The sequence below is a fragment of the Methanohalophilus sp. RSK genome, assembly GCF_003722075.1.
Classification (GTDB): Archaea; Halobacteriota; Methanosarcinia; order Methanosarcinales; family Methanosarcinaceae; genus Methanohalophilus.
On the sequence record NZ_RDSK01000009.1, the window covers coordinates 233,018 to 252,925 of the forward strand.

General features: G+C 43.4%; 24 protein-coding genes. 12 read left to right on the top strand and 12 right to left on the bottom strand.

Translation table 11 applies throughout. The features are described from left to right. Positions 1-2: 2 nt before the first annotated feature. From EFE42_RS04135 to EFE42_RS10980, 11 genes are all read right to left on the bottom strand, one after another. On the bottom strand, positions 3-1,739 hold the full coding sequence (locus EFE42_RS04135) for an ATP synthase subunit A (RefSeq protein WP_123136045.1): 1,737 nt from the start codon (positions 1,737-1,739) through the stop codon (positions 3-5). Then, positions 1,730-2,032 (bottom strand): V-type ATP synthase subunit F, encoded by a 303-nt coding sequence (locus EFE42_RS04140; RefSeq protein ID WP_123136046.1) that lies wholly within the window; start codon positions 2,030-2,032, stop codon positions 1,730-1,732. Before EFE42_RS04140 ends, EFE42_RS04135 begins: the two co-directional genes overlap by 10 nt. Further along, positions 2,032-3,105 carry a V-type ATP synthase subunit C gene (locus EFE42_RS04145; protein ID WP_123136047.1) on the bottom strand — a complete coding sequence of 358 codons (1,074 nt, stop codon included), beginning with the start codon at positions 3,103-3,105 and terminating at the stop codon, positions 2,032-2,034. The genes EFE42_RS04140 and EFE42_RS04145 overlap by 1 nt, the downstream gene beginning before the upstream one ends. Before the next feature lie 7 nt (positions 3,106-3,112). Then, entirely contained in the window at positions 3,113-3,664 is a 552-nt protein-coding gene (locus EFE42_RS04150) for a V-type ATP synthase subunit E (protein ID WP_123136048.1), read from the bottom strand. Positions 3,665-3,719: 55 nt separating this feature from the next. After that, positions 3,720-3,956: a V-type ATP synthase subunit K gene (locus EFE42_RS04155; protein WP_123136049.1), complete on the bottom strand. Its 237-nt coding sequence runs from the start codon at positions 3,954-3,956 to the stop codon at positions 3,720-3,722. A 4-nt stretch (positions 3,957-3,960) separates the two neighbouring features. Beyond that, positions 3,961-5,892: a V-type ATP synthase subunit I gene (locus EFE42_RS04160; protein ID WP_123136050.1), complete on the bottom strand. Its 1,932-nt coding sequence runs from the start codon at positions 5,890-5,892 to the stop codon at positions 3,961-3,963. After that, a complete protein-coding gene (gene ahaH, locus EFE42_RS04165) occupies positions 5,885-6,211 on the bottom strand; it encodes an ATP synthase archaeal subunit H (RefSeq protein WP_123136051.1) in 327 nt (108 codons plus the stop codon). The genes EFE42_RS04160 and ahaH overlap by 8 nt, the downstream gene beginning before the upstream one ends. 266 nt (positions 6,212-6,477) lie before the next feature. Continuing rightward, entirely contained in the window at positions 6,478-7,662 is a 1,185-nt protein-coding gene (locus tag EFE42_RS04170) for a radical SAM protein (RefSeq protein ID WP_123136052.1), read from the bottom strand. A gap of 12 nt (positions 7,663-7,674) precedes the next feature. Then, positions 7,675-8,553 carry a polyprenyl synthetase family protein gene (locus tag EFE42_RS04175; RefSeq protein WP_123136053.1) on the bottom strand — a complete coding sequence of 293 codons (879 nt, stop codon included), beginning with the start codon at positions 8,551-8,553 and terminating at the stop codon, positions 7,675-7,677. 28 nt (positions 8,554-8,581) lie between these two features. Continuing rightward, positions 8,582-8,962, bottom strand: coding sequence for a cytochrome c maturation protein CcmE (locus EFE42_RS04180; RefSeq protein WP_123136054.1), 381 nt, complete (start codon positions 8,960-8,962; stop codon positions 8,582-8,584). A gap of 10 nt (positions 8,963-8,972) precedes the next feature. Further along, a complete protein-coding gene (locus EFE42_RS10980; protein ID WP_123136055.1) occupies positions 8,973-9,092 on the bottom strand; it encodes a CcmD family protein in 120 nt (39 codons plus the stop codon). A gap of 145 nt (positions 9,093-9,237) precedes the next feature. Here EFE42_RS10980 and ahbD point away from each other — a divergent pair, with 145 nt between their 5' ends. The 10 genes from ahbD to EFE42_RS04235 all read left to right on the top strand — a co-directional run bounded on the left by ahbD (position 9,238) and on the right by EFE42_RS04235 (position 18,366). Continuing rightward, positions 9,238-10,293, top strand: coding sequence for a heme b synthase (ahbD, locus tag EFE42_RS04190; protein ID WP_123136056.1), 1,056 nt, complete (start codon positions 9,238-9,240; stop codon positions 10,291-10,293). A 245-nt stretch (positions 10,294-10,538) separates the two neighbouring features. After that, positions 10,539-10,994 (top strand): siroheme decarboxylase subunit alpha, encoded by a 456-nt coding sequence (gene ahbA / locus EFE42_RS04195; protein WP_123136057.1) that lies wholly within the window; start codon positions 10,539-10,541, stop codon positions 10,992-10,994. Continuing rightward, a complete protein-coding gene (gene ahbB, locus EFE42_RS04200; protein ID WP_123136058.1) occupies positions 10,984-11,454 on the top strand; it encodes a siroheme decarboxylase subunit beta in 471 nt (156 codons plus the stop codon). Before ahbA ends, ahbB begins: the two co-directional genes overlap by 11 nt. 23 nt (positions 11,455-11,477) lie before the next feature. Then, complete coding sequence (locus EFE42_RS04205; protein ID WP_123136059.1) at positions 11,478-12,200, top strand: bifunctional precorrin-2 dehydrogenase/sirohydrochlorin ferrochelatase; 723 nt, start codon at positions 11,478-11,480, stop codon at positions 12,198-12,200. Continuing rightward, complete coding sequence (hemA, locus tag EFE42_RS04210) at positions 12,197-13,468, top strand: glutamyl-tRNA reductase (RefSeq protein ID WP_123136060.1); 1,272 nt, start codon at positions 12,197-12,199, stop codon at positions 13,466-13,468. Before EFE42_RS04205 ends, hemA begins: the two co-directional genes overlap by 4 nt. Positions 13,469-13,483: 15 nt before the next feature. Then, positions 13,484-14,461, top strand: coding sequence for a porphobilinogen synthase (gene hemB / locus EFE42_RS04215; protein ID WP_123136061.1), 978 nt, complete (start codon positions 13,484-13,486; stop codon positions 14,459-14,461). A gap of 19 nt (positions 14,462-14,480) precedes the next feature. Then, a complete protein-coding gene (gene hemL / locus EFE42_RS04220; RefSeq protein WP_123136062.1) occupies positions 14,481-15,743 on the top strand; it encodes a glutamate-1-semialdehyde 2,1-aminomutase in 1,263 nt (420 codons plus the stop codon). A 14-nt stretch (positions 15,744-15,757) separates the two neighbouring features. After that, positions 15,758-16,684, top strand: a complete 927-nt coding sequence (hemC, locus tag EFE42_RS04225; protein WP_123136063.1) for a hydroxymethylbilane synthase — start codon at positions 15,758-15,760, stop codon at positions 16,682-16,684. A 6-nt stretch (positions 16,685-16,690) separates the two neighbouring features. Beyond that, complete coding sequence (locus EFE42_RS04230) at positions 16,691-17,590, top strand: dihydroorotate dehydrogenase (RefSeq protein WP_123136064.1); 900 nt, start codon at positions 16,691-16,693, stop codon at positions 17,588-17,590. Then, positions 17,590-18,366: a dihydroorotate dehydrogenase electron transfer subunit gene (locus EFE42_RS04235; protein WP_123136065.1), complete on the top strand. Its 777-nt coding sequence runs from the start codon at positions 17,590-17,592 to the stop codon at positions 18,364-18,366. Before EFE42_RS04230 ends, EFE42_RS04235 begins: the two co-directional genes overlap by 1 nt. 3 nt (positions 18,367-18,369) lie before the next feature. Here the strand turns inward: EFE42_RS04235 and EFE42_RS04240 are convergent, their stop codons facing one another. Further along, a complete protein-coding gene (locus EFE42_RS04240; RefSeq protein WP_123136066.1) occupies positions 18,370-18,696 on the bottom strand; it encodes a hypothetical protein in 327 nt (108 codons plus the stop codon). Positions 18,697-18,877: 181 nt separating this feature from the next. Between EFE42_RS04240 and EFE42_RS04245 the strand changes: the two genes are divergently transcribed. Then, on the top strand, positions 18,878-19,603 hold the full coding sequence (locus tag EFE42_RS04245; RefSeq protein WP_123136067.1) for a fumarylacetoacetate hydrolase family protein: 726 nt from the start codon (positions 18,878-18,880) through the stop codon (positions 19,601-19,603). Then, positions 19,603-19,902 (top strand): hypothetical protein, encoded by a 300-nt coding sequence (locus EFE42_RS04250; protein ID WP_123136068.1) that lies wholly within the window; start codon positions 19,603-19,605, stop codon positions 19,900-19,902. Before EFE42_RS04245 ends, EFE42_RS04250 begins: the two co-directional genes overlap by 1 nt. Positions 19,903-19,908 lie beyond the last annotated feature (6 nt).

Here is a 19,908-nt window from a genome sequence, read left to right on the forward strand (position 1 = left end):
TTTCAGTTGCCTCCAAGCTGTGTGAACTCTTCATCCATCTTTGTCATGATTGTTTCAAGGGCTGCGTCAAAGTCTTCTTCATATTTGACCTTGGCAAGTTCATCCTTGGACTCCATTTCCATGATCTTGTTGATGGGGACACCATTTTCCATCTTATCTATTGCCTTTTCGCCAAACCGGGATACGGATTTCAGAAGTTTGTACTGCTTATCAAAGGGACAGAATGTGTCCACAGGATGGAAAGCGTTCTGCTGCAGGAAGTATTCACGAAGCATCCTGGCAATTTCAAGGGTAAGCTGCTGGTCCTCAGGGAGTGCATCTGAACCTACGAGTTGCACGATTTCCTGAAGTTCGGCTTCTTCCTGAAGAATATCCATTGCATTATCCCTTAGCTCATTCCAGTCACTTCCGACGTTTTCTGTAAACCAGCCTGCAAGCCTGTCATTGTAAAGACTGTAACTGCTAAGCCAGTCAATTGCAGGGAAGTGTCTCTTCTGGGACAGTTTTGCATCCAGTGCCCAGAATACCTTTACGATACGCAGGGTATTCTGTGTAACTGGTTCGGAGAAGTCTCCACCAGGAGGGGAAACTGCACCGATGACAGTAATGGAACCATCAAGGCCAGCCAGGGAATGAACTGCTCCAGCACGTTCATAGAATTCAGAAAGTCTGGCAGACAGATATGCCGGATATCCTTCTTCACCGGGCATCTCTTCAAGCCTGGAGGAAATTTCCCTCATTGCTTCTGCCCATCTGGAGGTTGAGTCTGCCATGAGAGATACATCATATCCCATGTCACGGTAGTACTCCCCAATGGTAATTCCTGTATAAACAGATGCTTCACGAGCAGCCACAGGCATATTGGATGTGTTTGCAATAAGAACTGTACGTTCCATCAGTGGCCTTCCGGTCTTTGGGTCTTCCAGTTCCGGGAATTCATTCAGTACATCGGCCATTTCATTTCCACGTTCGCCGCATCCGATGTAAACCACAATATCAGTGTCACTCCACTTTGCAAGTTGCTGCTGGGTAACAGTTTTTCCTGATCCGAAAGGACCGGGGATCGCTGCTGTACCACCTTTTGCCACAGGGAACATCCCGTCAAGGATTCTCTGTCCTGTTACAAGAGGCCTTGTTGGCGAGAGTTTCTTGCCTACTGGTCTGGGATCCCTTACAGGCCATTTTTGCATAAGGGATAGTTCAGAGCCGTCAGAGAGTACACAAACAGTCTCATCGACTACGAATTTACCGCTTTTGATATCTTCTACAGTTCCTGACTTTCTCGGGGGGACCATTATCTTGTGTTCGAGATTGGGTGTTTCCTGGACAACACCAATAATATCTCCACCTTCGACACTGTCTCCTTTGGATACTATAGGAGTGAATTCCCACTTCTTCTCCCTGGTAAGACCGTTTGCTGTTACTCCTCTTTCAATGAAGTCTCCCATTTTTTGCTGGAGAACTTCCAGAGGTCTCTGTATACCATCATAAATACTTTCCAGAAGGCCTGGACCCAGTTCTACTGAAAGAGGCATTCCCGTATTTGCTACAGGCTCTCCCGGTTTTATGCCGGATGTGTCTTCATATACCTGAACTGTAGCTTTTTCACCCTCTATACGGATTACTTCGCCCATCAGTCCTTCATGGCCTACTTTTACCACATCATACATCTTCGGCTTGATACCGGTGACTGTGACAACAGGTCCTGCCACTCGATAAATTTCACCATTCATTTCCACAAATCTACACCTACCGCTTGTTTTATTTTATCCCGTAAGTTAGAGCTTTGTCCGGTTCCGCCAAGGGTTACCAATGTTGGTTCGACGGATTCACTCAGAGTGTCTCTTAAGGTCTCCGGTAGCTTATTAAAATCATTACTGTGCATTACAATAATACCAATGGAGGAATCGTTGAATATTCCCTTTACTGTTTCCTCCAGTTTGGATTCCTCATTAATCTTATAGACTTTCTGCACACCGGCCAATCGAAAGCCGGTAACAAATTCACCATCGCCTACAACTGCCAGCTCCATCAAATCACCAACTGGTTTTTAATTATATCTTCATCCAGATTAGCTGCCTTTCCTCTCGTAATTATCCTCAGGTTGTTGACCTCGTTTTTCTTGCTGATCATGTAATCCATGATCGGAACAATAGAAAGGGGATACGCATGCGAGAAACTGGCAGCAGACTTTATGGTGTACTTGGTGAGGCTTGTTTCCAGATCAACAAGAGATTCCATATCAGGAGTTACCAAATCGGACATAGCTTCCCAGTACGGGTATTTTTCAAGTGAATTTATGAAATCTGCAAAAGGCAAAGGAATCATTTTGTTTATTTCCTTCAGACTAAAACGGAGACCACCATCTAGAACCAGGTCTTCAAGTTCACCATCTTCAACACCTTCTTTCTTCATCCTGAACATTGTTTTAATATTCTTTATGTCAATCTCAGTACGAATGAGTTTGGAAAATAGTTTACGATCACTTGATTTGGGTGTACCAATTGCATTGAACAGCCTCTGATAATATAACGTATCAAGCTGATTTTCAATTTCAGGAAGGTTAGTCCCGTCATAATTCTTAAGAATTGGATAATAATCCGTATTGCTGAGTGCATCTATAACATTCTCATAAGATTCCTTTTCAGCAAGTTCTGACAGGAAATTATATTTGAATTGACCTGCAGAAACGAGATTATCCTTTATCTCTTCAAGAGTTGCATTGTAATACTTGCCTCTGAGAATAGTTTTGATATCCCAGATGTCATAATTTTTCAGATATTCCGTGATGAGATAGTTGAGTTCACCCTCGGAAATATCGATCATTTTAGAGAATGTGACTGCAAGATTCCTGTTCAATGCATGCTCGATGAGATCTACTCCTTTAAATTTCCGCGCAAGTTCATCCACATCCTGCTTATATTGGGTTTCTTCGATAAAACGTGTAATTTCATCAAGATCCATATTTATAAGTCTTGGATATGTCTCATTCGGAAGCAGATTGCTCTTCATTGCACGTACACGTGCAGTAACATAAGCATAATTTGAGCTCCCACTGCTTGCTGCAGGGGAACCTCTTCTCCGGAGTTTCTGGAAAAGCCTCATCTTGATATCACCCGAATAAGATATCTGAGGTCTGTTTCAGGTTCTGCTCGTATATGCTGTCAAGAATTCCATCATAGGTATAATCAAGCCTGATACTACCATCCTCATTCTCTATAACAACACCTCCAACACAATCGATGTTGCCTGCATACTCTAAGGAGGACAGTTTTTTCACCATATCTTCTGATTCCTTATTAGAATAGATACGGCTGCCTTTAGATTCATGGCTTTCTATGATGTTCTTGAGAAATATTTCCTGCTTATCCGCAGACAAACCTGCAATATCATTGAATGCCTGGTTATAGGCTTTTTCAAGCACTTCTTTGCGTGCATTGAGCATTGTCCTTTTGACTTCGAGATTTGCACTGGATATCTCTTGCCTTCGCATGCGCTGGATTTCATCTTCCGCTTTGGCAAGACGTTTTCCTTTGATTTCTTTGGCGGATTGCTTTGCATCCTCTAGAATACGGGACGCTTCGGCATCTGCCTCTGCATTAATCTCAGAGACTTTCGCCTGCGCAACATCCATAATGTCTTTGATTACTGTTTCGAGTCCCATGCTCTCTCACCTTAAAAAGAATTTAAGAGCATTTTTGAATGCTCTTAAACTTTGCTTAGCTTATCAACAGTGCAACAACAAGTCCGAAAATGACGATGGTCTCAGGAATTACAGTCATAATCAGGCCTTTACCGAACATTTCTTCTCTTTCGGTCATAGCACCGACTGCGGCTGCACCAATATCCTTTTCCGCAATACCAGATCCAACACCTGCCAATCCTACAGCAAGTCCTGCACCAATTGCTTTAAGTCCTGCTGGGTCTATCATTGTTATTGCTTCTTCTCCTACCATTTTATTATTCCTCCGTGTATTTTCTTATATATCCAAATGGACTGTACTCTTTGCCCCCGCCTTCATAGAATTTTGTAAAGAATTCGACATACTGAAGCCTTAAAGCATGTAGTCCGGGGGCAATTATGCTTAAGGCCGTGTTTAGAGTATGACCGAATATGAATACAAATATTGCAAATACAGCTGCGATGCCTCCCTGTGGCCAGATCATTTCAAAGGCGATGAGGTTCACAGTGGATGCAATATAAATTGATGAAAGTCCCACAGCGATAAGACGGGTATATGAGAGTGAATTACTCAAGAGACTGGGTAATTCAATGGGTCCTTTGATACCTTCTCCTTTAACCAACATTACAAAGCCGATTAGGAATACAAGTATTCCAATTGCAATGTTGATATATTTCAGGTATCCCAGAACTATGAGAGCAATTCCAACTTCGACTACTAACCAGCTTCCTTTTTCAAGCATAGCATGTTTGAATCCATGCATACGCCTCATGTTAATGAATCCGAGAATGTAACCAAAGTTGATATGTGCTATACCAATAAGCACTGTGAGTACAATCAATGTCATTGAGAGATGTGTACGATGAATTGGGAATGTGACCATCTCGCCGCCAATAGGTGATGCAAAAAGATTAATGGTTTCAAAACCGGCTATAAGGCCTGCTTCTATTCCATGTTCTGTGTGCAGACTGGCGAGTGGGAATCCTAAAAATTCACCATAAAGAATTCCAAAGATTAACGTTGATATTTGACAGTATATAAGTACGTTCATCAATGGTTTGATTGCATCGGAATTGACCATTTTTTTGATTCCAAGTGCAAGTCCCAACAGAATAAGAGCGTAGCCAATATCTCCCAGGATCATACCATAGAAGAGGGGGAAAAAGACGAATATTAATACTGTTGGATCGATCTCCTTGTATTTTGGCCTTGCGTAAAGGTTCATTATTGCCTCGAAAGGCTTAGTAACCTTTGGGTTGTCATATTTCACAGGTACTTCCTCTTCCTCTTCCACAACTTCCTGTTTAGAAACAAATACTCTTCCATTGGTAGAGGACTCGAGTTTACGGGTAAGTTTATTATATTCATCAGATGGAACCCACCCGTCGATTACGAAAGTATGTTCTGAGGTAGCAATCCTTAAGGGTGCTTCGGATTTTTGGGATTCGATAGAAAGAATCTCATCACTTGCAAGTATGAAATCAGAATAACGTTCCTTTATGTCAGAAATACTCTTTTCAAGTGAAGAAATTTTTTCCTTGATAGTGTTTCTTTCACTTTCTACATTCGCGATTATCTCTGAAGGAGTTCCTTCCATATTTGGAACACGAATCTCACGGAACTCGTTATCAGCCAACATCTCAGCCACGATTTCTTCATTGTCTTTCCTGACAAAAAGAGCAATGGTGAGTCTATCGGGATCAAATTCGAGTTCATAATCATTTGTAATCGCAGATATGTCAGAACTGATATCTCCCTTTACAGTACCCGTGAAAACAGATACATTCTCATAACCTCTATAATTTTTAAGGTCTATAGGGATTGAAACAAAAGGTTCAAGTTCTTTTTGTAGGGAATCCAGTTCTTTTAACCTTGTTTCATAACTGTTCTTTTCTTCGGTCTTTTTATCAAGTTCACTTTCAAGAAGAGCCAGTTTTTCATCGAGTTCAGCCCACAGAACTTTTGTGTCCTGTTTTGGAACTTCTTTTGGCTTGATACCAAGAAAACTGGAAATTGACCTCAGTTGAACAAGTTTTTTGGAAACATCCCCTGCATTCTCAAAGGGCTTGCCTATCTTAAAAGTAGAATCTTCTTCATTGTATTCTTCAATATGGAAGATATTGATATCGTGTAGTGTCTCTACTGTTTCATCCATGACTTCTTTATGTCCGACGATAACAGCACGGGTCATACTTTTTGGCTTAAGCATAGATCGCCCTCTCGAATTCCTCCACTAGCATTGCAACAGCTTTATCGACATTGGATTCTGCGTTGCTTATCAACTCTTCTGCATCTTTTTTGCCTTTGCTGACGATTTCTTCGTGCTCTTTCTGGAGGTCTTCCTGTGCAGATTTAAGTGCATTATTTGCAGATTTTTCTGCATCTGATTCTGCCTCTTTAATTATTTCTCTGGCTTCTGCACGGGCACTGGCGATTTTGTCCTCCTTCTCCTTCAGGCCTGCTTCCACCTTTTTGGCAGCACTTTGTTCTGCTTCTTTTATCTCGGATAAGATTTTGTCCTTGGCCATGTGAATCCTCATCGCGTCTGTGATTTAATTAAGCAGCGTGATTTTATGCCCCTTATAGCAACCTCGCATATAAGTTATTCGGTTTCAGGTGATTGCTATTGAATAATTGCAATGTTTAATCATTCGGATAGGGGGTTCAAGTTAACAGCAGGTACCCATACGCAACTTTACATATAAGCCATTCGGTTCTTACCGGTTCGCAACCTGCCGATTATAATAATTATTCATGAAAAACATGGCTACTTTTTAGAAATATAATACAGAATTCATTCATTTCTTACTCTATATGGTAATATTTCATCTTTGGGTATCGTATGGATATATTTTTGTCTGAATTCAGGATTCCGCATCATGCAATAATCGGAATTGGAACGATATGCCTGGTGCTTGCCCATATTATCCCATATTGACGAGAGACTTTCTTCTTTTATATTTCCAAAGGACAGGGGTGTATAGGCACAGGGAATAATCTCACCTGCAGGTGTGGCATGCATCCATCGCCTTCCGGCAAAACAACCAAACATATCCGGACCCATGAAGTACGGGAATGAAGTAACACGTGGCCCGTCTGCCCCACTGTTCATCCGTTTTTGGAAACGTTCCATTGACTTCACATCCTTTGGAGTGATGACTTCATCTTCATGTTCAAGCCAGCGACCCACAGCAACGATCTCATAGATGGACATCTCCTGCATCCCCATATCTGCAGCAAGACCATAGAAATCTTCAAGGTCATCGATATTATCGGGTGACACTACCACAAACATATCTGCCAGCATGTCCACTCCTAAGGTGTTCTTGATACCTGCAATAGCATCCCTGTATGCCCCATCCCTGCCCCGAATGCGGTCATGCTCTTTTTCGAAAGGACTGTCGATGCTTATTCTCATGGCATACATGCCCGCATCCTTCAACTGCGCAGCTTTGTCAGGTGTAAGGCCAAAGCCAGAAGTAAAACAGGTTGCAATGCACCTGTCTTTATCCACTGCCCCAACCATTTCGATAAGGTCCTTTCGAAGCATTGTTTCCCCACCATCGAAAGAAATAAGGTAAGCACCAAGATCAAGGGATTGATCGATAGCACTGTTGATTTGTTCGGTAGTTAGTTCTTCCTCAGTAAGGAAACCCGCAGCTCCGCAGTGAATACAATTATTCGGGCACCTATCGGTAATGGCTATTGAGAATTGGTCAGGCACACGTTTTTTCATGATGGCGGCAATCTGGGAACTGATCATCCTGTTGAATGCATTGCTGGGAATCGGGGGGACCCATGTTGAAAATATGATCTCTTTATCATTAAATGTAATGGGTTTTTCTTCCTGAAAAATTCGGTTAATACGTTTCAGAATAGGTTTTGCAATGGTGGAAAGGGGACCCTCACTGGTGAGTACAACTTTATCATCTTCCACATTTGCATCAACTTTAATCATGGGTTTTTCATATACTCTCATAAATTCACCTTTTTAGCATTTCCTTGTTCCAACTTCAGGGAAAAGGTCTTTTGTGGCATAATTGGTAATCTCATGTAATCTATTTAGAGATTGGGAAGGCGGGAAATGATCGACTATTTCATGTGCTTCAGAAACTAGTTGTTCAACAATTTCCCTGGTTTTTTCTATTGCTTTTGAATCCGCCATGTCCTGCCTGTATATATCTACCAGCGAGGGGGATATTTGTATTGATTCCTTGTTGTTTACCTTACTGGTGTATTCCAGCATATCATCAACGATTTGATAGGCAGTTCCGAGTTTATTTCCAAAGAGCCTGAATTTAGAAACTGTATCCTCATCTGCTCCTGCAACATAGGCCCCCATCGCTGCCGAGGCAGCAAAAAGTGAAGCAGTCTTCTTTTCAATACAATTGAAATACTCAACAATATTGTTGCTGTTCTTTTCCAGCAAATCTACATCCATGGCCTCGCCTTCGGCCATTTCCATACCTGCCCTGCCGAATTCCATGCCTACTTCTTTGCCGTATGCAGATATTAGTTCAATGGACTTGGATATCAGGTAATCTCCCGCAAGCATTGCTGCAGGGGTACCATATACTTCATGGGCAGTCTTAGTTCCCCTTCTCAATATACCCCTATCCAGCAGGTCATCGTGAATAAGGGATGCAGAGTGGATAAGTTCAATTGACAGAGCAGCATCAAGGGCATTTCCAATTTTACTACCGCATATACGGGATGACAAGAGGAGGATCACAGGACGGGTTTTTTTCCCGCAGGATTGACATATGTGGGCAACTACTTTCTTCATATTGGAACCGTTGTCAATTTCTTCCACAAAGTCAATTAGTGCTTTGTTTATACTCCGGCATTCATCCCATTTTTCAATATCCATCGATTTACCTCTTTAATGTGGCCATAGGTTATTCGGAGTATTTGGAAGGGCAACCCATGACAATTTTTTCCGCTTTGAGATTGCCCTGTCCATCTATTTTTCCTTCAATACTCAGTTCTTTACCTTCTTCAAGATTGGGCGGCAGGTCCCCGGTATATTCAACTTCAATGTACTTTTCGGGTTGCTCTATGTCCTGGAGCATGAAAGTTATATTACCGGGTTTTACATCCAGCGTTCCTTGTTTGATAGCACCCATTGTGTTGATGTTATTCCCTTCAAAATCATCTAGATTTTTCTTAATTTCAGATACCGTGTAATAAGTCTGGCCGGTATCTATGCCCCACAGGCCCAGAATAGCAAATGCAAGTATTGTAATAACTGCAAGAATTTGTTTTTGTTTTTTATCCATCAGTATCCCTTCATTCAGGATTTAACCTTTCAAATTCACGAAGAAGCTGTGAACGTTTTCGAATCAGGAATATTGTATATGAAACTATTGTCATAGTCACAATCAAAAATGCCGTGTTCAGTGAGTCCATGTTTTGCACCACAACTCATTTGTAATTAACTAGATTACCTATCTCTTATATGTGTCATGTGGTCCGGGCAAATATTCTATATATTCGATCAATGGTACAATCGGTATACCATTATTTAAATAAATTGAAATTACTGTGATATAATATGTCAGAAGAACCAAACCCTCCAAGATTAATTGCCTGGGAGTTGACATCCAGATGCAACCTTTCATGCGTGCATTGCAGAGGTGCATCCACCGACAAAAAAGCTATTGGTGAACTGGACACATTCGAGGCAAAAACATTCATTGACCAGGTCGCTTCCCTTGGTTCCCCTATATTAATTCTCAGTGGAGGTGAACCACTTGTTCGCCCTGATGTATATGAACTTGCCAACTATGGCACAAATAAAGGCCTCAGGGTGGTACTTGCTACAAATGGCACCCTCCTTGACAGGGAAACTGTGAGAAAACTCAAAGAAGCGGGAATAAAAAGGGTAAGCATAAGTCTTGATGGGGCAGATTCTGCAACCCATGATGGATTTCGGGGAGTTGAAGGTGCCTTTGACAAAGCCATGGAAGGAATTGATGCCCTGAAGACAGAAGGCATGGATTTTCAGATTAATACTACAATAACCAAAAGAAATCTGGGAGATATCCCACGTATCCTTAAAATGGCTACTTCCCTAGAAGCCAAGGCCCTCCATATTTTCCTGCTTGTGCCTACAGGCAGAGGGGAAAACCTTGCAGATGAGGAGATACCCCCGGCAGAGTATGAAAGGATACTGCGCTGGTTCTATGAACAGAAAAAGCATACTTCCCTTGAACTCAAAGCTACCTGTGCGCCCCATTATTTCCGGATTATGCGCCAGTGTGCGGAAAAAGAAGGTATAGAAGTTTCAATCAATACCCATGGTTTTGATGCTGTGAGCAGGGGATGTCTGGGAGGTACTGCCTTTTGTTTTGTTTCAAGTACCGGGGATGTACAGCCCTGCGGCTACCTTCCTGTAATCGCCGGTAATATAAGACACCAATCTTTCGGAGAAATCTGGAACAATTCAACTTTGTTCAATGAACTCAGGGATTTCAGTCTACTAAAGGGCAAATGCGGCAGATGTGAATACAAGAATGTGTGTGGCGGGTGCCGTGCCCGGGCATATGCAGCAACCGGGGATTATCTGGAAGAAGAACCTTACTGTATCTATCATCCGCGCCAAAAATAAAAACGGATTTTAAGTGGGTCGAAAAATCCCCTTTTATTTTTAATAGTCGATGCGGTAATTTATTGCCTTATGTCACTGTTTTGAGTATATAGTATGGTTTCCACCTATGAATCTATAATTTCTGACTGGCGTGCCATGTAAAGTGCTATTATTGCAAATATTTCAGATAATTTGAAAGAAAACATTATAATCCATGATTACATCTCGTAACCTATTCTATTCTCAAGAATAAATGTGAGTTCCCCATGATCCGACTTGATGAAATGGACAAAAGGATATTGAATGAGATCCAGCTTGAATTTCCCCTTTCAGTTAATCCCTATGCAGTGCTGGCTGAAAGGATAGGTATCCCTGAAGAGGAATTGCTAAAAAGACTGGAGAGACTTAACAACCAGGGAGCCTTGAGGCGCATTGGTCCCATGATAAATACCCGCAAGATCGGAGGAACCAGTACCCTCATAGCCCTGAAAGCCCCGGATTCACAAACCCATGAGATCGGAGAAATCATTAATAAACATCCGGAAGTCTCTCACAACTATTTGCGCCCGGCGGAGTATAATATATGGTTCACCATCTCTGCAGCAAATCGGGAACGTCTTGACACTATAATCAAACAGATTGTGGATGAAACCGGGTGTCCTATACTTGACCTGCCCACAAAACGTCTTTTCAAGATAGGGGTGAAGTTCGATGTCCGATAAACTCGATCCTCTTTCCCGCAAAATCCTGGAAGTAACACAACACGGCATCGAATACACCCATTCTCCGTTCAAAGAAATAGCAGAGGAGACGGGATTAAGTGAACAGGAAATTGTAGATCGGCTTAAGGAAATGCAAAATCAGGGAATCATACGCCGTTTTGGTGCATCAATAGGCCATCGTACCATCGGAATAACTGCCAATGCTATGTGTATCTGGAATGTACCGGATGAACGGGTGGAAGAGGTAGGCAAAGTGATGTCCAATTTTAGCGAAGTAACTCATTGTTACGAGCGACCCAGATACCCAGATTGGCCATACAATCTTTTTACAATGGTCCATTCTTACAGTAAAAAAGACTGTGAGGAAATTGCCGGAAAAATTGCAGATGCAACCGGGATATATGACTATCGTCTTTTGTTCAGTGAACATGAGTTCAAGAAAACAGGTGTAAGGCTGTAACTGTAATAGGAGAGGGTCCAAGAATGTATGATCGCCAATATATGCCACTTTTTCTTGATTTATCTTCCCGGAAAATTGTGATTTTCGGAGGAGGACATGTCGGCCAGCGCAAAGCATCCCTTTTCTATAAATATGGCGAAGTGACCGTTATAAGTGAAGATTTTTCTGAAAAAATCATTTCCCTTTATTCTTCTGAGGCAATAAATATAGTGCAGGCAGATATCAGGGCAATGTCTTCTGATACAATTCATGAATACCTCAAAGGGGCATTTATCGTAATCCCGGCCACAAATGACCAAAAGCTCAATATGAAGATAAGCCGGATTGCTGCTGGTATGAATATATTTGTAAATTCTGTGGATTCCAGAGGAGATGTTATAGTCCCGTCAGTGATACAAAGAGGACCGGTAACTGTTGGAATCTCTACTCTGGGGCACAGTCCCGCTCTTTCCAGATATACGCGCATAAAACTTGAACATACTATCACTCCAAATTACGCAGATATGGCACATCTGCAGGATGAGTTACGCACTAACCTGAAAAAACGAATTGACAGCCAACCCCTCAGAAAACAAATTCTTTGGGATGTGCTTGAAGATGATAGAATATGGGATGCTTTTGAAGAGTTATATGAAAAAGCGTATAATATAGCATACGATATAATGCTGGAGCAGATCGAGAATAGTGGAAATGAATATTCAAACGAACAGCTGGATCATTGCTCGAATAACGGAGGACAACATTGACTGAAATATCTAGCATGGTTATTTCCCATGCAAAGGCAACAGTGGAGGAAATGGAAGATGCCTGGCAGGGTGAAATCGAGGATATACTTTCCCAGCTAAGTTCCCATGAGCTTGTGTACGAATGCGCAGTCCTTAAGACATGCAACCGACTGGAAATGTATGTGGTATCCCCCAGAGGAAGCAGCGTCCTTTTCCATTTTGCAAAAAAAATGGGTGTTTCTTCCCGCATTGTCGAATTCTATGACCACGAAGAATCCTTATATCATCTTTTAAAACTCTCCTGTGGCCTTGAATCCATGATAATAGGAGAAGATCAGATCCTGGGACAGATAAAGGATTTGTTTACCATCTCTAAAAATGCAGGCACTATGGGCAAAATCCTGGAGACCGCTTTTAGCAAGGCAATCCAGGTAGGTAAAAGAGCCCGTACGGAAACCAACATCAACAGGGGTTCTGTATCTATTGCATCTGCTGCAGTGGATCTTGCCGATGAAATGCTAAAGGGCCTGCAGGGACGTAATATACTTGTAATTGGCACCGGTGAGATGGGCACTCTTGTGACCCGGGCATTATCGCACAGGGACATGAATGTTGTGTATCTGGCAAACCGCACATATGAGAAGGCAAAAGTACTTGCAGATGAGTTGGGAGGCGAGGCCGTGGATTTCATGAGTCTTGACCGCTATGCACAGCAGGCCGATGTCATCATCAGTGCTACATCTGCTCCCCATTATGTCCTGAAGAAAGCAACCGTGGAAAGGTCCCTTAAAAACAGGAATGATAACCTTCTGCTGATAGATATCGCCAGTCCCCGGGACATAGATCCCGAAGTTGAAAGCCTTCCCGGAGTTATCCTGCGTAATATCGATAACCTGAGGGTAATTAATGAGCGTAATCTCCAGATGAGAATGGAAGAGGCAAAGAAAGTTGAAACTATAATTAACGAAGAATACAAAATGCTCATTAACCAGTACAAGAGACAGAAGGCAGATGCTCTTTTGTCCGAACTTTACAGCCAGATATATACTCTGCGAAAACATGAGATGGACAGGGCTGTGAACAGGCTGGGAGCTTATCACACAATTGGGGATGTGGAATGTAAGGTCCTGGATGACCTGACAAGGGCCATAGCAAACAAGGTCCTGGCAGAACCTACCAAAGTGTTGCGTAATGCAGCTGAATACAATGATGAGGCTTTTCTTGATTCGGCCTGCAAGCTTTTTAATATCAAACCCTATGCTAAAAAAGAAAAGGAAAATTGCAAATAAGGAATTGTGATACCAATGTACCCAAATATTCGAATGCGCAGGCTCAGGAACGGAAAGATAGGTAATCTTATACGTGAAACTTCCCTGGGGATTGATGACCTCATATACCCGATGTTTGTTGACGAAACCGCAGAATCCATAGTTGAAGTACCATCCATGGAAGGTGTCCTGAGGTTGCCTCTTTCCGAGGTTGTCAATGAGGCCAGGAATGTGGCGGACCTGGGTATCAGTTCTTTAATGCTTTTCGGCATTCCTTCACAGAAGGATGAAACGGGGAGCAGTGCTTGTGGGGATGAAGATATTGTCCAGCAGGCCACGCGTGCTATCAAGGAAGAACTTGGTGACGACATGGTTGTGATTACCGATGTCTGCATGTGTGAATACACATCCCATGGCCATTGCGGCATTATTGATAATGAAACCCAGGATGTGATTAATGATGAGACTCTACCCGTTTTGGGCGAGATTGCGGTAAGCCATGCCCGGGCGGGCGCAGATATGGTAGCCCCTTCGGGTATGATGGACGGTATGGTGGGTGCAATCAGGCAAGCCCTGGATCAGGAAAATTTCAATGATGTCCCAATTATGTCCTATGCTGCAAAATACTGTTCCGCATTTTACGGCCCCTTCAGGGATGCTGCTGATTCATGCTATTGTTTCGGAGATCGCTCTACATACCAGATGGACCCTGCAAATTCGGATGAGGCCCTGAGAGAAGTAGAGCTGGACATCATGGAAGGTGCCGACATAGTCATGGTTAAACCGGCCCTCCCGTATCTTGATATTATCTACCGGGTAAAACAGGAGTTTGGTATGCCGACTGCGGCTTACAATGTCAGCGGAGAATATTCCATGCTCAAGGCAGCCGCCCAGCAGGGATGGCTGGATGAGAAAAAGGTCATGTACGAATCCCTGATGTCAATAAAAAGGGCTGGAGCGGACATGATAATTACTTACTTTGCCAAGGAAATGGCACAATTACTTAATGAATAAAATTTACTGATGTGATTACATGGTCAATCTGGAAAAATCAAAAGCAATGTTTGAAAAGGCCAGGGAATATCTCCCTGGTGGTGTTAGCAGTCCGGTACGAGCAATCAAACCCCATCCTTTCTACACCGAGAGAGCTTCCGGATGCCGTATTACAGATGTTGACGGTAATGAATACATCGATTATTGCCTCGGTTACGGCCCCAATATGCTGGGTCATGCAAATCCCGTAGTCAAGCAAGCAATAAGTGATCAACTTGAAAAGGGATGGCTCTATGGTACACCCACAGAATCCGAGTTCAAACTGGCCGAAAGGATTGCAGCCGCATATCCCGGCATCGATATGCTTCGTTTTGTATCCACAGGCACCGAAGCTACAATGAGTGCCCTGCGGGCAGCACGTGGTTATACAGGAAAGAACAAATTCGTCAAAATAGAAGGTGGTTTTCACGGCGCTCACGATTCAGTACTTGTCAAAGCTGGCTCGGGTGCTTCCACATTAGGTAAACCCGATTCCCTGGGTGTACCACAGGATTTCACCAAGCATACTCTCCAGGCACCCTATAATGATATCGAAGCCATGACAGACTTGCTTGAATCAAGCGATGATATAGCAGCTGTCATCATGGAACCGGTAATGGGTAATGTCGGGCCGGTATTACCACAGGAAGGTTACTTGGAAGAGGTCAGGAAACTTACAAAAGAATACGACACCCTGCTCATATTCGATGAAGTAATAACCGGTTTCAGACTTGCAATGGGCGGTGCACAGGAGTATTATGGCGTGACACCTGACCTGACAACACTGGGTAAAATTATCGGTGGAGGAATGCCTATAGGAGTTTTCGGAGGCAGGAAAGATATCATCGAAATGATTGCACCTTCCGGTTCGGTATACCAGGCAGGGACTTTTAGTGGTCATCCGGCATCTGTTGCTGCAGGGCATGCAGTGCTTGATGTGCTTGAGAAGGAAAATGCTCATGAGAAACTCAATGCCATGGGAGAAAATGTACGCAGCAGACTTTCCGAGATGATCACTGATAAAGGACTGGACTACAGTGTCTCAGGTGTTGGTTCCATGTTCAAGATCTTCTTTGGAGACATGCCAACAAATTATCAGGATGTTCTCAAATGTGACAAGGAAGGCTATTTTAACTTCTTCCATAAAATGCTGGATCAGGGTATTTTCATACCTCCTTCCCAGTTTGAGACGAATTTCCTCTCTCTGGCACATACCGAAGATGACCTGGAAACGACCTTTAAAGCTTATGAAGCCTGCCTGTAATAGGACGTGTTGGTTTGATAATTGGTACAAGGGGAAGTGACCTGGCTCTTGCACAGGCAAAAACCGTAGGGGGCCTTCTGGATAGCCGGGGTTTCCCCACTACCCGCAAGATCGTAAAAACAAGCGGTGATACTTTCACTGACCGCCCCCTCCACGAGGTAGAGGGTGTTGGTGCCTTTGTGCGGGAATTGGATGACCGGATGTTTTCCGGGGAGATTAATATTGCAGTCCATTCGATGAAGGATCTGCCCACTGAAAGACCCGCAGAACTTTCCATCGCAGCAGTAATTGAACGTGATTCTCCTCATGACATACTTCTCACGAATGATGGTTCAACCCTTGACGAATTGCCCGACGGGGCGATTGTAGGGACAACATCCATGCGCAGGCGGGCCCAGTTCTTGCGCTATCGTCCGGATCTGGACGTCCAGGATTTGCGTGGTAATATAAATACCCGTCTTAAAAAACTTGAATCCGGTATGTATGACGCAATTATACTGGCAGAAGCGGGTTTACAACGCATGGGATGGGATATCGAATGTCACAGGCTGGACGCCGATAATTTCTGTCCCTCGGCCAACCAGGGAACCATTGCCGTGGTTACCCTGGCAGGCGGCGAAGCGGAATTACTCTGCTCCCAGATCGATCATGCCGAATCCCGCATAGCTACAGATGTCGAGAGACTGGTGATCAGGGATGTGGAAGGCGGATGTATTGTACCGGTTGGTTCATTTGCAGAATTTGTGGACAACGGCAACATGATACACATACGTGCCGAGATATTATCCCTTGACGGGAAACGGGACATCCGTCTGGACGAGACGATCCCTGTGGATAATTATCGTGAGCATGCTGAAAAATTGGGTAAGAGACTTGTTGAGATGGGTGGAAAAGAGCTGGTTAAAGAAGCCGTTTCCCAGTTATCTCCCAAAAACAATTGATCATCCATGAAGGTAGCAGGTATAGAACTCAAAAATCCGACAATCCTGGCTTCAGGCATAATGGGAACCACGGGAGCAGCCCTTGCAAGAATGAGCCGCAACGGTGCCGGCGCAGTGGTGACCAAATCAATTGGCCCGGTTCCCAAGAAAGGCCATAATAACCCTTCAATGGTGGAGCTGGAATGTGGATATATTAACGCGATGGGACTTCCCAATCCTTCCTACTCGGGTTTCTGTGAGGAAATTGGAATTGCGAAGGGGAAAATGGATGCACCGTTAATTGCCAGCATATTCGGCGGGAACGCTGCAGAGTTCACTGAAGTTGCGAAAGGGTTGCTTTCCTCAAAGCCTGATTGCTTTGAACTTAATGTCAGCTGTCCCCATGCTGAAGGTTATGGGGCCTCGGTGGGAACTGATCCTGATCTTGTACATGAAATCACAGCCTCGGTGGTTGATGCTGTGGATGTACCCGTATGGGTAAAACTCACACCCAATGTTACGGATATTACTTCCATTGGCAGGGCAGCAGAATCCGCAGGTGCATCGGCAATCGTTGCTATCAATACTGTGCGGGGTATGGCTATTGACATCCATTCCGGGTATCCGATACTTGGCAACCGTTTTGGAGGCCTTTCAGGCCCAGCAGTAAAACCAGTGGCCGTAAAATGTGTTTATGACCTGTATGAAGCACTTGATGTACCCGTGATCGGTGTGGGAGGTATTACCTGCCCGGAAGACGCAATTGAAATGATACTTGCGGGGGCAAGTGCTGTTGAGATCGGATCTGCTGTACATGACGATACACAAATTTTTGTAAAAATAAGCAAAGGTATTGATACATATCTGCAAAAGTACGGTTATTCATATACAGAAGACATAACAGGCCTATCACACGAGATGATCTGATGCGTCCCATTCATTCAAAAATCACCGAAATTGTCGAAGAATCACCCAATGTGCGTACTTTTTTCTTTGACACACAATTCGACGAAGCCATTCCCGGCCAGTTCGTAATGGTCTGGGTACATGGCACCGATGAAGTTCCTATGACCCTATCCGGCAAGAATTCCATTACCGTCCAGAAAGTAGGGGATGCCACATCCCGTATGTTCGAACTTGGAATAGGTGACCATATGGGGCTCAGGGGGCCTTTTGGAAGAGGTTTTACCATTCCCGGAAATGGTGAAAACGTGCTTTTCATTGCAGGAGGCGTAGGAGCCGCACCGATTGCACCCCTTGCAGATATTGTAAAGGCAAGAGGAATTGAAGGCCGCACAATTCTGGGCTCCAGATGCTGTGATGAACTTTTGTTCAGGGAACGCTTTGCCTGTGGCAGGGTGGATATTACCACTGATGACGGTTCCGAAGGCAGGGGCGGTTTTGTGACCGACCAGCTGGCAGAAACGGATACCTCTGATTATGACAGGATATATGTGTGTGGCCCGGAGATTATGATGTATAAGGTCTTTGAAATTTTGAAAGCACGCAATGCTCATGTAAAGGCAGAGTTCAGCCTGCACCGCTATTTCAAATGCGGCATTGGAGTATGCGGAGCCTGCAGTATGGACCCCGATGGGCTGTGTGTCTGCAGGGACGGCCCCGTATTCAATGGCGGTGAACTTGAAGGATCTGAATTCGGACATTATGAACGTGATTCTTCAGGTCGCAAGTGCCATTTTTAATTATCAGGCAGCAAGTTTTTGTGTCTTCACCTTTTCATATAGCAGGTTAAACAGAAAAAGCAATTCCCCTTCCAGGAAAATTATTCCTGAATTGGTCCTGTCTTCTTTTTTGGCAAAAAGGATGGTTAGTTCAAGATCTCTTTGCGCTGCCTGTTTTACCGACATGTCAAATGTATCCTTTTTACTTGTAAGGTGTTTTTCGACATTTTCTTCATCAAGATAGGTATTTATCCATCGTACCAGTTCACTCCTGTATCTACCCGAAATCGGAATGTTATTCACATACCTGAGTACATGGTTTATTTCTTCTGTGCAGTAAAGATCGTTCATATCCACTCCCCAATAAAGTATTCATTCCAAACAGTCAAATAAGTTTTCCCGATTGGTTATACTCTGGCAAACCGGCGCTCATTTGCCGGAATTGATAAGAAAAAGGATTTATATTTATACCATATCTTCATAATTTGTCTGCCAGGACAATGCATCTCCTTATTATTAGCAAGTGGATAACATGATCGGAAAATTCAAACACGGTACAGAGATATTTGAGGGCAATGTACAGGATAAAAGGGTAATATCTCCCGGAGGAGATGTTTATGATGTTAATGCACTTGATATACTTGCGCCTTCGAGTCCTTCCAAAATTATCTGCGTGGGACTGAATTATATTGATCACGCCAAAGAACTGGATATGGACATCCCGGATGAACCAATTATTTTCATGAAACCACCATCCTCTGTAATCGGGCATGGTGCAAGAATAATCTATCCTTCCTGCAGCAATCGTGTTGATTATGAAGCAGAACTTGCTGTTGTCATAGGGCAGCAGTGCCATGGTATTCATGCTGAAAATGCACAAAGTGTCATCGAAGGATACACATGTTTTAATGATGTAACCGCCCGTGACCTTCAGCAAAAAGATGGACAGTGGACCAGAGCAAAGGGTTTTGATACTTTTTCCCCGATTGGCCCTTTCATAACTCCTGCGGAAGATTTCGATTCGTCTGTAGCAAACATTAACTGCAGTGTTAATGGAATGACCAGACAGAATTCATCAACTTCCAGATTGATATTCGATGTTGATTTTCTGGTAGAGTTCATATCTTCAGTCATGACCCTTGAAAAAGGGGACGTTATTGCCACTGGTACCCCTCCGGGTGTGGGTGAACTTAATTCCGGTGATTCCGTAGATGTAACCATTGAGGGTATAGGCACATTATCCAATGAGGTATCATAATGCTTTTTGATCAAATTTACAGGGAACTTGAATTAACTGAAAGACATCTTATCGTTCTCAGGAAGGTTATTGAGGAAGGTCCGATCGGTATCCTTAAACTTTCGGATGAAACCGGGATGCCAACCCATAAAGTGAGATATTCATTGCGAGTACTTGAACAGGAACATCTCATAAAGCCTTCATCACACGGAGCAGTTGCCGGTGAGAATACCAAAAAGTTCCTTGAAGAATTTGATGGGCAAATATCCGACATCATTGAGAAGGCATCTCATATCCAGCAGATAAGAAATTCAATTTAATTGTAT